General features: G+C 70.0%; 14 protein-coding genes. 10 read left to right on the forward strand and 4 right to left on the reverse strand.

Annotated features, from left to right (window positions below; genetic code table 11):
* Positions 1-4: 4 nt before the first annotated feature.
* Genes ACWGI2_RS02185 through ACWGI2_RS02215 form a run of 7 tightly spaced genes read left to right on the forward strand, consistent with a single transcriptional unit; the run spans position 5 to position 5590 of the window.
* Complete coding sequence (locus ACWGI2_RS02185) at positions 5-1303, forward strand: beta-ketoacyl-[acyl-carrier-protein] synthase family protein (protein ID WP_453693182.1); 1299 nt, start codon at positions 5-7, stop codon at positions 1301-1303.
* Entirely contained in the window at positions 1300-2541 is a 1242-nt protein-coding gene (locus ACWGI2_RS02190; protein ID WP_453394224.1) for a beta-ketoacyl-[acyl-carrier-protein] synthase family protein, read from the forward strand. Before ACWGI2_RS02185 ends, ACWGI2_RS02190 begins: the two co-directional genes overlap by 4 nt.
* Positions 2520-2948: a holo-ACP synthase gene (gene acpS, locus ACWGI2_RS02195; RefSeq protein WP_453693184.1), complete on the forward strand. Its 429-nt coding sequence runs from the start codon at positions 2520-2522 to the stop codon at positions 2946-2948. The genes ACWGI2_RS02190 and acpS overlap by 22 nt, the downstream gene beginning before the upstream one ends.
* A 43-nt stretch (positions 2949-2991) precedes the next feature.
* Positions 2992-3246 carry an acyl carrier protein gene (locus ACWGI2_RS02200; protein ID WP_453694626.1) on the forward strand — a complete coding sequence of 85 codons (255 nt, stop codon included), beginning with the start codon at positions 2992-2994 and terminating at the stop codon, positions 3244-3246.
* 4 nt (positions 3247-3250) lie between these two features.
* Positions 3251-3694 carry an SRPBCC family protein gene (locus tag ACWGI2_RS02205; RefSeq protein WP_453693186.1) on the forward strand — a complete coding sequence of 148 codons (444 nt, stop codon included), beginning with the start codon at positions 3251-3253 and terminating at the stop codon, positions 3692-3694.
* A 7-nt stretch (positions 3695-3701) separates the two neighbouring features.
* Complete coding sequence (locus tag ACWGI2_RS02210) at positions 3702-4688, forward strand: PfkB family carbohydrate kinase (RefSeq protein WP_453693188.1); 987 nt, start codon at positions 3702-3704, stop codon at positions 4686-4688.
* Entirely contained in the window at positions 4685-5590 is a 906-nt protein-coding gene (locus tag ACWGI2_RS02215; RefSeq protein ID WP_453693190.1) for a cyclase family protein, read from the forward strand. The genes ACWGI2_RS02210 and ACWGI2_RS02215 overlap by 4 nt, the downstream gene beginning before the upstream one ends.
* Before the next feature lie 71 nt (positions 5591-5661).
* On the opposite strand, the gene ACWGI2_RS02220 is transcribed toward ACWGI2_RS02215, so the two are convergent.
* Positions 5662-6327: a response regulator gene (locus ACWGI2_RS02220; RefSeq protein WP_453394229.1), complete on the reverse strand. Its 666-nt coding sequence runs from the start codon at positions 6325-6327 to the stop codon at positions 5662-5664.
* A 388-nt stretch (positions 6328-6715) separates the two neighbouring features.
* Here ACWGI2_RS02220 and ACWGI2_RS02225 point away from each other — a divergent pair, with 388 nt between their 5' ends.
* Both ACWGI2_RS02225 and proP read left to right on the forward strand, forming a co-directional pair.
* Positions 6716-8554: an alpha-L-fucosidase gene (locus ACWGI2_RS02225; protein WP_453693192.1), complete on the forward strand. Its 1839-nt coding sequence runs from the start codon at positions 6716-6718 to the stop codon at positions 8552-8554.
* A 220-nt stretch (positions 8555-8774) separates the two neighbouring features.
* Positions 8775-10244 (forward strand): glycine betaine/L-proline transporter ProP, encoded by a 1470-nt coding sequence (proP, locus tag ACWGI2_RS02230; RefSeq protein WP_453693194.1) that lies wholly within the window; start codon positions 8775-8777, stop codon positions 10242-10244.
* Positions 10245-10258: 14 nt separating this feature from the next.
* On the opposite strand, the gene ACWGI2_RS02235 is transcribed toward proP, so the two are convergent.
* Entirely contained in the window at positions 10259-10807 is a 549-nt protein-coding gene (locus ACWGI2_RS02235) for a PadR family transcriptional regulator (RefSeq protein WP_453693196.1), read from the reverse strand.
* Between the two features lie 102 nt (positions 10808-10909).
* Here ACWGI2_RS02235 and ACWGI2_RS02240 point away from each other — a divergent pair, with 102 nt between their 5' ends.
* On the forward strand, positions 10910-12247 hold the full coding sequence (locus tag ACWGI2_RS02240; protein ID WP_453693198.1) for an MATE family efflux transporter: 1338 nt from the start codon (positions 10910-10912) through the stop codon (positions 12245-12247).
* Here the strand turns inward: ACWGI2_RS02240 and ACWGI2_RS02245 are convergent.
* Positions 12222-13154, reverse strand: coding sequence for a hypothetical protein (locus ACWGI2_RS02245; RefSeq protein ID WP_453693200.1), 933 nt, complete (start codon positions 13152-13154; stop codon positions 12222-12224). The two genes, ACWGI2_RS02240 and ACWGI2_RS02245, sit on opposite strands and share 26 nt — an antisense overlap.
* Before the next feature lie 114 nt (positions 13155-13268).
* A complete protein-coding gene (locus ACWGI2_RS02250) occupies positions 13269-14702 on the reverse strand; it encodes an MFS transporter (protein WP_453694627.1) in 1434 nt (477 codons plus the stop codon).
* Positions 14703-14787 lie beyond the last annotated feature (85 nt).

The following is a 14787-nucleotide window of genomic DNA, read 5'->3' on the forward strand; positions in this document are numbered from 1 at the left end:
TCACGTGCCAGAAGCAGTGCGAGAAGTGGTGGTCACCGGGTTGGGCGTGGTCAGCCCGGCCGGAATCGGAACAGAAGCATTATGGGAAACAATCTCCGCGGGAAAGAGTGTCACCAAACCTCTTTCCGACATCACGAGTTCGGCGCTCTTCGGAGACTTCGACTTCGAGTCGGACGCGATCGCCGAGGTCGCCGGATTCGAGGAGCAGATACCGGCGCTGCCGCCCGAGGTGCAACGCCTCGACCGGTACACGCAGTTCGCCGTCGCGGCCGCGTACCAAGCCGTACGGGACGCCGGACTCGACCGGGGCGCCTACGACCCGGAGCGCGCCGGACTCTCACTGTCCACGGCGGTCTGCGGCACCCCGAAGATGGAGGAGGAGTTCCTGCGGGTCACCGATGAGGGGCGGGGGCCCGTCGACCCGGGGAAGGCCGGGCGCGATCTGTACCTCGCGTCCATGTCGAACACCCCCGGCACGATCCTCTCGGCCCTGCTGGGCATGCAGGGCCCGTGCGTGACCCTGTCGACGGGGTGCATCGGCGGCGTCGACGCGATCGGCCACGCCTACGAGGCGATCCGCCACGGGGAGGCGGACGTGATGATCGCGGGGGCCACGGAGGCGCCCATCACCCCGGTGACGGTGGCGTCCTTCGAGATCATCAACTGCCTCTCGCGCGCCCACAGCGACCGACCCGAGGCCGCGTCACGCCCGTACGACGCGGGCCGTGACGGCTTCGTGCTCGGCGAGGGCTGCGGCATCGTCGTCATGGAGTCGCGGGAGCACGCCGAGCGCCGGCGCGCCGTGCCCTACCTGACGGTCGACGGCTTCTCGCACACCTCGAACGCCGCGCACATGACCGATCTGCTCTCCGACGGCGAGGACCTGACCCGCGCCATGACACAGGCCGTCGCGGAGGCCGGCCTGCGTCCGCGGGACATCGACCACGTCAGCTCGCACGGCAGCTCGACCCCGCAGAACGACACCTGCGAGACCAGCGCCCTCAAGCTCGCCCTCGGCGAGCGCGCCCGGCAGATCCCGGTGAACTCGGCGAAGTCCATGGTCGGCCACGCGCTGGCCGCCGCGAGCGCCATGGAGATCGTGCTCTGCGCCCTCGCGGGCAAGCACTCCTTCGTCCACCCGACCGCCAACTACGAGACCCCCGACCCCACTTGTGACCTCGACTACGTCCCGGGCGAAGGCCGCCCGTGGCACGGCGAGGCCATCCTCAAGGGCGCCAGCGGATTCGCGGGGCTGCACGCCGCGCTCGTCACGCGGGCCGTGCGGAAAGGGGCGCACCGATGAGCGTCGTCATCACCGGCATCGGCGCGGTCACGCCCGCGGGTACCGGCATCGACCCCCTCTGGGACAGTGCACGCGAAGGCGTCCCGCGGGTCGCCGCCATCGACCGCTTCGACGCCTCGGAGTACGCCACGTCGGCGGCGGGCCAGGCCGACTTCGACGCGGGCGCCGAACTCCCGTCCCGCTTCGTCAAGCGCACCGACCGCTTCACGCACCTGTCCGTGCACGCCGTGCGGCAGGCACTCGCGGACGCCCGCGTCACCGTCGGCGAAGAGGCATCCGCCGAGCGGACCGGCGTCATGGTCGGAAACATCCTGGGCGGCTGGGAGTTCGCCGAGCGCGAGCTGCGCCACCTGTGGACCGACGGGCCGCGCGCGGTCAGCCCCTATCAGGCGACCGCCTGGTTCCCCGCCGCGCCACAGGGCAACATCTGCATCGACCAGGGGATCAAGGGCCCGGCGCGTACGTTCGTCGCCGACCGGGCCAGTGGAGCGTACGCGCTGATCGGCGGGGCCGAGGCGCTCCTGCGCGACCGCGCGGACATCGTGATCGCGGGCGGCGTGGAGGCGCCCCTCTCCCCGTACGGCTGGCTCTGCATGGAGACCAGCGGGCTCGGCGCCAAGTCCCGCGGCTCGCTCGCCCCGCACGAGCTGTACCGGCCGTTCGACGCGGGCCACGGCGGCAGCGTCTTCGGCGAGGGCGCGGTGTTCCTGGTCATGGAGCGCCGCGAGCACGCCGAGCGGCGCGGGGCGCGGATCCTGGGCGAACTGGCCGGCTGGGGCGTGAGCACCGACGGCTACATGCCGTACTACACGGTCGAGCCGACCGGGCAGATCCTGGGCCGCGCCATGCGGACGGCGACGGAACGCGCCGGGATCTCCGGCGGCGACATCGGAGCGGTCTTCGCGCACGGCTCGGGCGTCCCGTTCGAGGACGTCACGGAGGGATACGCGCTGCACGAGGCGTTCGGCCCCAGCACCGCACGCCAACTCCCCGTCACCGCACCCAAGTCGGGCTTCGGCCACCTCCTGGGGGCCGCGGCGCCGGCCGACGTGGCGCTCGCCCTGCGGGCGATGCGCGACGGGGTGCTGCCGCCGACCGTGAACCTGGAACGCCCGGCTCCCGGCATCGACCTCGACCTGGTCGCGGGACAGGCGCGTCCGGCGGGCGACTGTGAGCACACGCTGGTGGTCTCGCGCGGCCTGGGAGGTGTCAACGCATGTCTGTTGCTGAGGCGTTGACCGCGTGGAGTGCCCTGCCCCGGTCGTCCGGGATCCGCGCGGTGGGCATCGACATCGTCGACGTCGAGCGTCTGCGCGCGATGGCCGAGCGGCGGGGCCGGCGGCTCGTGGAGCGGTTCTTCACGGTCAACGAACTGGCCCTGTGCGAGGGCGCGTCGCCCCGCCACCGGGCCTCCTGCATGGCGGGCCGCATCGCCGCCAAGGAGGCCGTGCGCAAGGCCCTCGGCGGCCACGGCGAGGGCCTGGGCTGGCGCGACGTCGAGATCGGCCGCGACGCGTCGGGCGCACCCGTGCCCCGGCTGACAGGCCGGGCCGCTGAGGCCTTCCGGCGCGCCGGCTACAGCGGGCTGCACGTGAGCATCTCGCACGAGGCGGGCGTGGCCGTGGCGATCGCGGTCGCCGACTGACCCTCCCAGAGCATCCAACCAACGTGAGGAGTACGTGAGTTACATGGACATCCGCGAGAACGTGGTCACCGTCATGCGCGGTGCCGGCTTCGAGAACGAGGAGCTGGCCGACGGGCAGCGCCTTGCCGAAGACCTCGACATCGACTCGACCGAGCTGGTCGAGATCGTCGTAGCCCTCGAACAGCACTTCGGCGTCAGCATCGACGCCGACGCCGAGGGCGGCTTCCGCACCTTCGGTGACCTCGTCGACTGTGTGGGGCGCCTGCTGTCGGCCGGCGCCGCCACGGTGGGGAGCTGAGACGATGCCCAGGATCGAGAACAGTGTCGTCATCGAGGCCGACGCCCTGAGCGTCTTCGAGACCACCAACGACATCGCCCGCTGGCCCGACCTCTTCGACGAGTACCAGCACGCCAAGGTGGTCTCGCAGGAGCGGGACGGCCGCTGGACCGAGATCCTCTTCGAGCTGACCAACCCCGAGGGCTCGACCTGGAGTTCCTGGCGGCTCCTGGACCACCGCGAGCTCACGGCGGTCGCCGAGCGGCGCGATCCGCTCTTCCCGTTCCGCTACATGCACCTCAGGTGGAGCTACCGGCAGGTGCCCGAGGGAACCCTGATGACCTGGGTCCAGGACTTCGAGGTCGACGACGCCTTTGATGTCCCGCTGCCGACCGTCGTGGAGCGCATGCAGCTGCACACGCGGCAGAACCAGGCGGGCATCAAGCGGAAGATCGAGTCCGGGGTCTGAAGTCTCCGTGCCCATCGCCGTTACGGGGGTCATCGCGATGGACCACCTCATGACTTTCCCGGGCCGGTTCCTGGAGCCGTCAGGAGCATCGGGCCGGCCGCACGTCGCGTCGTTGCCCTTCCTCGCCGAGCGGCTCGAGATACGCCGGGGCGGCGCAGCCGCCAACGTCGCCCTCGGCCTCGGCCGCCTCGGCCTCGACCCGGTCCTGGTCGGCGCGGCCGGCTCGGACTTCGCCGACTACCAGGTGTGGCTCAAGCAGCACGGGGTCGACACCGAGTCCGTGCTCGTCGTGCCGGGCGAGCACACCGCGCGGTACGTGTGCACGACCGACCTGGAGGGGGTGCGGGTCAGCACCTTCCGGCCGGGAGCCATGGGGGCCTCGTCCACCCTCTCGCTGCGTTCCGTCGTGGAGCGCACGGGCGGTCTCGGTCTCGTGGTGGTCGAGCCGGGCGATCCGGCCGCGATGCTCCGGCACACCGGGGAGTGCCGTGCGCTGGGGCTGCCGTTCGTGGCCCACCCTTCGTGGCAGATCGGAGGGATGGGCCGCGCGGACCTCAAGTACCTGATCAAGGGAGCGAGTTGCCTCTTCACCGACGGGGGCGATTCGGTGCGGCTACGCGAAGCAACCGGCTGGAGCGGGCCGCGGATCCTCGAACGGGTCGGGGCGTGGGTGACCACGCTCGGCGCCGCCGGGGTGCGAATCGAGCGCGCCGGCCATGAGCCGTCCCTCGTCCCCGCTCCCGGCTCGGTCACCGTGGCCGAGCCGAGCGGGGCGGGGGACGCGTTCCGGGCGGGCCTCGTCGCCGGGCTCGCCCAGGGCGCACCGTTCGAGCGATCGGCCCAACTGGGCTGCGTGCTCGCGTCGTTCGCCCTGGAGACGACCGGCACACAGGAGTACGCGATGGACGTACGCCGCCTTCTCGGCCGGGCCAGGCAGACGTACGGCCATACGTCGGCGGCCGCGATCCGCCGCCTGCTCACCTACGCCGCGTGAGCGTGACCTACAGCGCCGCCTACAGCGCGACCGACAGCGCCACCTACAGCGTCACCGACACAGAACGAGAGAGGTGCACCCGACTCATGTATGTAGACCTGAGCATCCCCATCAGCCGCCGCGCACCCGGCGTGGAGTTCGAGCAGTGGCTCCACCGGGACGGCATTCGCCATCTGTCGCGCAGAATCAGGGCGTTACCGGGGGACAGCCGCACGGACCGGCGGCGCAACTACTGGCGCTGGCTGACCGGAGCCCGCAGGCTGCGCGTACGCGACCTGCCCGACGGCTGCTTCCTCTCGAACGAGTTCTACCGGATGTCCGTGCACCAGGGCACGCACGTGGATGCGCCCTTCCACTACGGCCCCGAGTGCGCGGGCAGGCCCGCCAAGAAGGTCCTCGACCTGCCACTGGAGTGGTTCCGCGGGCCCGGTGTCGTCCTCGACGTGCGGGAGTGCGGGGGGCGCGTCACGGCCCGTGACGTCAAGGAGGCGTTGCGCGCGGCCGGTTCGGAGGTGGTTCCGGGGACGGTGGTGCTCTTCCGCACCGACTCGGATCTGCGCCTGGGCACTCCCGCCTACTACACGGAGTCCACCGCCATCACTCCCGAGGCCGTCGACCATCTGCTGGATCTCGGGGTGAAAGTGCTAGGCACGGACTGCTGGAGTTTCGACGGGCCCGCCCGTCCGATGGTGGAGTCCTTCTACGGGACCGGAGATCCCGCGGCTCTCTGGCCCACGCATATCCATGGCAGGAAACGCGAATTCATCCAGATTGAGGGATTGGCCAGATTGCGAGACCTCCCGCCGGGCGGCGCGTTCACCTTCATGGCCTTCCCCGTCGCGCTGGCCGATGCGGGCGCGGCATGGTGCAGGGCGGTGGCCGATGTCGTACAGGAAGCGTAATGAACGGGCCAATTGCGCGGGTAATTGAGGCGTGTTCCGCAGTGATGTCAGGGAGATTCCCGTCCTGTGTGTCACGGGTCCGTCGCGAGTCCTCCATGGCGGCCTAAAGAGCGTTTCGCGTACAGGACGGTCTGGACGCGATTGGGGGTGCCCAATTTGGCGTAGATACGGCTCAGATAGTTGCGCACGGTCTTCGGGCGAATGCCCAGAGCCGTGGCGATGCAGTCGGTCTCGTGGTCGTCGGCGACCAGGGACAGGATCTGCCGCTCGCGCTCGGTCAGCGTCGACAGGGCCGCGTCGTCGCCGCGGTGGCGGCCCGACATGAGCTGCAGGAGCGGGCCCGCGGTGGCCGCGGTGAACGCGGCGCCGTCGCGGTGCACCGCGAGGAGCGTCCCGCGCAGTTCGTCCGCGTCGATGCTGCGGGAGAGATAGGCGTTGGCCCCGGCCACGAAGGCCTCGCGCATATAGACCGGCTGCTGGTTGGAGGAGAGGATGACGATGCGTACGTGGCCGGACTCGCGGCGAATGGCGCGGATCGCGTCCACGCCGCCCGTTCCGGGCACGCCCAGTCCCATCACGACGATCTGCGGACGGTGCCCGCGTAAGTGCTCAAGGGCGGTGGCGGCGTCGTGGGCGATGGACACCACGGAGAATTCCGTAAACCCGTCGAGAAGCTTGCGGAATCCTTCGAGGACGAGTTGTTCGCTGTCGACAAGCAGGATCTTTATCGATGACATGAGGGCCCCCGTTGGCTGATTTCAATCGTCGACGATTTATCTGCCTGATCCGATGCTACACCACTCTCACAAAGGCTCTTCCGGTGAATAGTCAATAGCGGAAGGGGTGTTGTGCGGCGGGTTTATCGGAGTCACAGATTCCTTTCGCTGGCTGACTCGGGCTGACTCGGGCCGACCCGGACCGACCGCAATTCGCTTGAAAGCTTTAAGGGGTGGGTGGCGAGGGTGGCTCGGGGGCGACCTGGGGGTGACCCGGGGGTCAGTCATCGGAGCGATGTCGCGTGATCACGCCAACATCCGCCCCATCAGGGTCAGTTGGGCGCATTGACATCCGATGTATTCAACCCTACGTTCCCGAGCGACCCGTCAACCTCAGGGAGCCGCCCCCATGCGCACACAGCTGAGCCGCACCCGGCGAAGAGTCGCCGGGATCGCCCTGCTCCTCGCCTCGGCCCTCGCCGCGACAGCCGTCCCCACGGCGGTCGCCGCGCCGACGGAACCCCCGGCCGCCGCGGGCCCCGGAACCGACCACGCCACCGACGACCCCTTCACCGCCGATCGCACCAGCTGGTTCCGGCAGGACCGCTTCGGCATGTTCATCCACTTCGGCGCGTACTCCAACCTGGAGGGCGAGTACAAGAAGGCCGACGGCTCCCTCTGCCGTGACGCCGAGTGGATCCAGCGCCAGTGCGACATCCCGAAGGCCGAGTACGAGAAGCAGGCCGCGACGTTCAACCCGGCCGACTTCGACGCCAAGGCCGTGGTCAAGGCGGCCAAGGACGCCGGGATGCGCTACATCGTCATCACATCGAAGCACCACGAGGGCTACGCGATGTGGCCCACGAAGGTCAACGACTGGAACCTGCGCGACCACTCCTCCTTCGACAAGAACCGCGACATCCTCGCCGAGCTGAAGAAGGCATCCGACGACGCGGGCATCAAGCTCGGCTTCTACTACTCGATCTGGGACTGGCGCGACCCGGACTTCCCCGACCCGGCGACCTTCCCCAAGTACGAGAAGCGGATGCGTGCCCAGCTCAAGGAGCTGGTGGACAACTACGACCCCGCCCTGCTCTGGTTCGACGGCGAGTGGGACACGGACAAGCCCAACAACCCCTGGACGGCGAGGGACGGCGAGAAGCTGGAGGCCTACCTCCGCGACCTCGACCCCGACCTCGTCATCAACAACCGCGTCGGCAAGCGCCGCGTGGTCGACGGCGACTACGGCACCCCCGAGCAGGAGATCCCCGGCGCCCCGGTCGACGGCCAGCTCTGGGAATCCTGCATGACCCTCAACGGCCACTGGGGCTTCGCGCGCTACGACACCAACTGGAAGTCGTCGTCCACCCTGGTCAAGAACCTCCTCTCCACGACGTCCCGCAGCGGCAACTACCTCCTGAACGTGGGCCCCGACGCCCGCGGCCGCGTCCCGCAGCCCTCCGTCGACCGCCTGAAGCAGATGGGCGACTGGCTGCGTACGTCGGGCCAGGGCAACGCGGTGTTCGGCGCCCGCTTCGGCGGACTCGTCGATGAGCCGTCCTGGGGTTCGGTCAGCCGCAAGGGCGACAAGCTGTACGCGGCGGTCACCCAGTGGCCGGCGTCCGGTACCGCCCTGCACCTGAAGGCCCATACGGACTTCGATGTCACGTCGGCGCGGGTGCTCGGCAGCGACCAGAAGGTGACCGTCACCAAGTCCGGCGACGGCATCGACCTGAAGCCGTCCGGCGCCGCGACCAACGACACCGCCACGGTCATCGAGCTGACGGTGGACCCGGGGCCGACAGCACGGCCCGGCAAGGGCAAGGGCCTGAAACAGGAGATCTTCGACAACGCGGACCTGAGCGGCACCCCGAAGATCACCCGCACCGACCGGTCCGTCAACCACGCCTGGAAGTACGAGGGTTCACCCGCGGCGAGCATCCCCTCCGACAAGTTCAGCGTCCGCTGGACAGGGAAGCTGGAGCCGCGCCGCTCGGAGACGTACACGCTGACGACCGTCTCTGATGACATGGCGCGGGTGTGGGTCGACGGCAAGCTCGTCATCGACTCGTGGACACCGCACGAGCCGAAGATCGACAAGGGTCAGGTCGCCCTCACCGCCGGGAAGCGGCACACGATCAAGGTCGAGTACGCGGAACAGACCGGCGAGGCCCACATGAAGCTGCTCTGGTCCAGCCCCGGACAGGAGCAGCAGATCGTGCCCGCGACACAGCTGTACGCGCGCTGAGCGGACCACGGCTCCTCCGCCGGGGTCAATCGGGCCCCAAGTCCTGGGAAGTCAGGACTTGGGGCCCCTGCTGTGAGGACCAATGGCGGGCACCTTCCGGTCCTCGGAATTGGCAGTGTTGATCGACGCCCGGCTGGGCAGACGACCGTTCGTCGATCTTTGACTTCCCAGGTCAGACGGTCGATGACAGATCATTGCCGACCAAGAAGGTGACTGCCCCGTGAGCGCCCCCGAAGCCCCCGAAACACCAGCACCCGCTCCGGAGGCCATAGCCAGGCACCGTGCGCTCTTCCGCGCGATCCACCGCCGGAAGAACCCGCGCCTGCGCCAGTCGGACATCACCGTCACCGAAGAGGCCCAGGTCAAGCGGGCGGTGAAGGCGACCGCCCTGGGCAACGCCATGGAGTGGTACGACTTCGGCGTCTACGCCTACCTCGCGGTGATCATCGGCAAGGAGTTCTTCCCCTCCGGCAACGACACCGCGCAGACCCTCTCCTCCCTGGCCACCTTCGCCGCCGCGTTCCTCGTACGCCCCATCGGCGGCATGTTCTTCGGGCCGCTCGGCGACCGCGTGGGCCGCAAGAAGATCCTCGCGCTGACCATGATCATGATGTCGACGGCGACCCTGGCCATCGGTCTGATCCCCAGTTACGCCACCATCGGCGTCTGGGCCCCGGTCCTCCTCGTCCTGTGCCGCATGGTGCAGGGCTTCTCCACGGGCGGTGAGTACGGCGGCGCCGCGACCTTCATCGCCGAGTACGCGCCCGACAAGCGCCGCGGATTCTGGGGCTCCTTCCTGGAGTTCGGCACCCTCATCGGCTACACCGTCGCGGCGGTGCTCGTCACCACCCTGACCATGTGGCTCAGCGACGACGCCATGCAGTCCTGGGGCTGGCGCATCCCGTTCCTGGTGGCGGCGCCCCTCGGCCTCATCGGTCTCTACCTGCGGCTGAAGCTCGACGAGTCGCCCGCATTCCAGAAGATGGCGGAGGCGGAGAGCGGACCGGCCGCCGAGCGCCAGAAGAAGTCATTCAAGGACTCCTTCTTCGGCCAGTGGCGGGCGATGCTGCTGTGCATCGCGCTGGTCGCCGCGTTCAACGTCACCGACTACATGCTGCTGTCGTACATGCCGACCTATCTGACACAGCTCGGCTTCGGCGAGACCGGCGGCCTGATGTCCATCGTGCTCGTCATGCTGATCCTGATGGCGCTCATCAACTCCGTCGGCCGCCTCTCCGACCGCGTCGGCCGCAAGCCGGTCCTGATGGCGGGCTCGGTGGGCTTCTTCGTCCTGGCCCTGCCGGCCTTCCTCCTCATCAAGCAGGGCGGGACGGTGGCGGTCTTCACCGGCCTGCTCATCCTCGGCCTCGCCCTGGTCTGCTACCTGGGCGCCATGTCCTCGTCGCTGCCGGCCCTGTTCCCCACGGACGTCCGCTACGGCTCGCTGTCCATCGGCTTCAACATCTCGGTCTCGCTCTTCGGCGGTACGACCCCGCTGGTCGTCGCCGCTCTGATCGGCGCGACCGGCAACGACTTGATGCCCGCGTTCTACACGATGCTCGCGGGTCTGGTCGGCATCATCGCGGTGGCCGCGATGAAGGAGACGGCCCGCAAGCCCCTGGAGGGCTCCCCGCCCTCGGTCGCGACGGACGAGGAGGCCCGGGAGCTGGTGGCCGCCCAGCGGCCCTGAGCTCCACCGAACCGTCAGCCGCGCCCGGCCTCCCGGGCGGATGCCTCAAGGGCTTCGATGGCCTCGGCCAGCCACTTCTTCTCCTCCGTGCCGGTGGCGCGGGCGATCCGGAGCATGCCCTGACGGAAGAGGTCGGGTGCCTCCTCCGCCGTCACCGGCTTCCCGTCGCGGTAGAAGAAGCTCGCGGGAGTGTCCAGGAAGGCCTTGCGGCGGCGGAGCACGGCGGCCTGCTCCGCCGGGTCGGGGAGGTGGCGCAGGAACGCGAGCAGGGTGAAGAAGCGCTGCCCATCGGTGATTTCGGCGTCCTTGGGGTCCCGGAGCCGGGCGCGCAGTTCGCCGTGCCCGGCCTCCGTGAGGGAGAGGATCCGGCGGGGCGCGGCGCTCTTGCCCGGCTCGGTGTGCTGCTCGACGAGGCCCGCCTTCACCAGACGGGTGATCGCCGGATAGAGCGCGCCGTCGCTCACCGGGCGGATGTGCCCGCTGAGGCCCTGGATGCGGGTCTTGAGGTCGTAGCCGTGGAGGGGTTCCTCGTGGAGGAAGCCCAGGATCGACAGCTCCAGCACGTGAGTTGAGCCCCTTCTCTTGTCCAGCCCTTGTCCTGCCGTGCGGTCGATGCTATCTCTTTCCGCTGTACCTCGAAACGAGGTACAGCGGAAAGAGGGGGAATGGTGGGTCCGAAGGAACATCGCGGACGGCTGGTGTCGCTCGCGTACCCGGTCTACTTCGAGCTGCTCGCCGGGGTCACGGCCGGGATCATCAACATGGTCTGGGTGGCCCGCCTCGGCGGTCCCGCGGTCGCCGCGGTGGCCGTCGCCACGAACGTCGAGAACCTGCTGCTCGGCGTCATCCTCATGGCAGGGTCCGGTACGACGGTCCTGGTCGCACGGGCCAGAGGGGCGCGGGACCAGGCGGCTGTACGGTCCGCGGTGCGCGGCGGCTGGACGCTGTGGGCGCTGATCACGCCCGTCGTCGCCATCGGCGGCTATCTGTGCCGGGAGCCGCTGGCCCGGCTGGTCCTCGGCGGAGGCGATGGCGACGCGCTCGCCCTGACGACCGGCTACTTCGCGATCGCACTGCCGGGCATGGCCGTGTACTTCGCCACGAACGTCGTCGACGGAATCCTCAAGGGCGCGGGAGACACCCGCACTCCGATGCGCCTCGCCCTGCTGGCCAACGGCCTGATCCTCGTCCTGGACCCGCTGTTCATCCTCGGGCTCGGACTCGGCGTGCGCGGGGCGGCGATCGCCACGGTCATCGGCCGGACGGTCGCGTTGCTCTGGGGTCTCGCGGCGCTGCGGCGGAACGACGTACTGCGGGGAGAAGTGCCCCTCCAGAGGTCCGGGTTGGAGCGACTGGCGGCCGACGCCCGCAGGACGGTGGCGACGGGGCTTCCGATGTCCGCGGACTTCGTGCTCCGGATGACGGGCGCGCTCGCGCTGGTCGCGGTCGTCGCCAGGATCGGCGTGGGCGAGGTCGCCGCGTACGGCATCGCGACCAAGGCGATGTATCTGGCGACGATGGCCTTCTACTCCGTGCGCCAGGCCGCGGCCATCCACACCGCCCACCTGATGGGTACAGGACGTCACGAGCGGCGGGCAGTCGGGCGCCAAGTGCTGCTGGTCGCGGGTGTGTTGGGTCTTACGGCCGCGCTGCTGCTGCTCGTCGCCGGTCCGTGGATCATGCGGGGCTTCGGCGCCGAGGGTGAGGTGGCCGCCGCCGGGGCGCTCTATCTGCGGTGCCTGGGACCGTACTTGGTGCTGCTGGCCTGCTTCATCGCGCTGGGCGGTGTGTTCGAGGGCAGCGGCGGAAGCCCGGCCCTCGCCCGCATCACGGCAGGCGGGGTGGCGGCCCAACTGGCCCTCGCCTACGCCCTGTTGGATCAGGGACTGCCGGGCGTCTGCGTGGCCATGGCGGTGTCCATGGCCCTGCAGTGCGCGGCGGTCGGCCGGCTCTACCGGCGGGCAGAAGGCGCCGAGGTCAGTCGCAGAGCCGGCGCGTGGTGAGGGAGCCTCCCGCGTTCTCGTCGTCCGTGCCGAGGGCCGCGAGGCCGGAGCCGGGGAGACAGCGCAGCGCCTCGATCTTGTGACCCTCGAACGTCTCCAGGAGCTCGGGCGACCTGTCGACGGAAAGACGCACCTTCCCCGCGGAGGTGACCCTCAGCTTGCCCGCGTCACTCACCGCGGAGTCGAACGGCCCGTCGTCACCGGCATCCGACGCCGAACTGACAAGGATGCGGCCCGACTTGGTCACCTCGATGTCCGAGGCGTGACGCACGTTCCCCTTCGGGTAGGGCGCGCGGAGGGTCGCCTTCTTCACCGCGCCGAACTTCGACTCACCGTAGGAATTGACCGAGAACGCAGCCGCGTACAGCGTCGCGGGACGGTCCGCGCCTTCGCCGCGGTCCGCCCAGAGCGCCGCCGTCTTCCCGTTCCGTGAGGTCAGCGTGAAGCTCTCGAAGTCGTCGCCCGCTCCGATCGCGGGCAGCGGGGCGATGTCCAGGACGCGTACGGCCTCCCCGGCGTCGGTCAGTTTGAGGTGGTAGGCGAGCCCGCGGCTCGCCACGGCCACGTACTCGTCGGACGTCCCCGGCACCGCGTCGACCGCCTCCAGGTCGACGGGCTCGGCGCCGCTCAGCCACGTCATCGCGGCGACCTCGGCGGGCCGGCCGGGGCGGTGGGTCACTTCGGCGATGCGGTTCTCGCCGGGCCGCTTGTTGTCGCGTACGACGAGGGCGCGGAGATCGTCACCCGAACGAGAGGTGACGGTCAGCCCACTGATGCCGGACTTCACGTCGTCCCCGACCTGCTGCCACCGGCCGGTCTCGGGCTGCGCCGCGGACAGTCCGGTGCTGAGCGCCAGGGCAATTCCCGTGCCCAGTGCGGTCATTGCGGTCAGAACGGTCTTACGCATGGTCAGGGACCTCTCGATCGGTGTGCGACGCGCGTAGATTCACGGCTGGCCGGACCGTAGTGGCCCGGCTGGTCGTGAGGCAAGAGGAGTACCCGGATCGGTCTAACAGCTGGTTCACACCGTCGTGGGCTCGCGGCGCTCCGGCTCGCCCTGCTGCTCGGTGGCGGCAGTTGCGGTGGCAGCGGCAGCGGCGGTGTCATCGGATGCGGTCGTTCCGCGCCCCGGTCGCAGCAGCGTCGCCGCCAGGGCGAGGCCCGCCGCCGCGATGCCCGTGGCCACCCAGAAGGCGAGCCGGTAGCCGTCGGCCGTGGCCGCCACGGTCTGCCCGCCGTCCGCGAGCAGGCCCTCCGTGCGGCTCGCGGCAAGCGTGGTCAGCACGGCCAGGCCCAGCGAACCGCCCACCACCTGCGTGGTGTTGAAGAGCCCGGAGGCCAGGCCCGCGTCCTCCTCGCGCGCCCCTGACATCGCGAGCCCCGTCACGGCGGGCATCGCCGCCGCGAACCCGGCGCCGAGCAACAGCATCGCGGGGAGTACGTCGACGACGTACGAACCGTCGGCGGGCAGGCGGCCGAGGAGGGCGAGACCGGCCGTGATGAGGACCAGGCCCGCGAGCAGCGAACGGTAGGGGCCGAAGCGGCCGATCACCCTGGCGGACAGACCCACCATCAGGACGCCGATGACGATCGGCGCGGGCAGGAACGCGAAGCCGGTCTTCAACTCGCCGTAGCCGAGCACCCGTTGGAAGTAGAGCGCGCCGATGTACTGGAAGCCGAACATGCCCGCGATCATCATGATCTGCACGGCGTTGGCGCCGGTCAGGACGCGAGAGCGGAAGACGCGCAGGCGCAGCAGGGGCCGGGCCGTGCGGGCCTGGCGCACGGCGAACGCGGCGTACAGGGCGAGGGAGAGGGCGGCGAGCGCGAGCGTCGCGGGCGTCCCGTGCTCGGCGGAGCCGACGATCGTGTAGACGGTGAGCATCAGCGCGCCGGTGACGAGCGCCGCGCCCGGATAGTCGGCGCCCCCGGCGAGGCCCGTGCCGCGGTCGTTCGCGAGGACGCGTACCGCCGCGACGAGCGCGACGACCCCGATCGGCAGGTTGATCAGGAAGATCCAGTGCCAGTTGAGGGCCTCGGTGAGCGCCCCGCCGAGGAATGTGCCGAGCGCGCCGCCCGCCGCGCCGACCGCGCTGAACACAGCGATGGCCCTTGCCTGTTCGCGCGGCTCGGGGAAGAGCGCCACCAGCATGCCCAGTACGACCGCCGATGTCATCGCCCCGCCGACGCCCTGCACGGCGCGTGCCGCGATCAGCAGACCCTGGTCGGTGGCGACCCCGCACAGCACGGACGCCGCGGTGAACACGGCGAGGCCCGAGACGAACATCCGCTTGCGGCCGATGAGATCACCGATCCGCCCGGCGAGCAGGAGCAGACCGCCGAAGGCGATGAGGTAGGCGTTCACGACCCACGCGAGGCCCGGCGCCGAGAAGCCGAGATCGCTCTGGATGGCGGGCATCGCGACGGTCACGATGTTGCCGTCGATGATCGTCATCAGGAGCCCCGAGGAGAGCACGGCGAGCGACGCCCGGCGGGAGCGTGGTGTGGTGGATGGGGCCTGAGCCCTGGCCTCGGACACG

Source organism: Streptomyces sp. NPDC054866 (genome assembly GCF_053610745.1).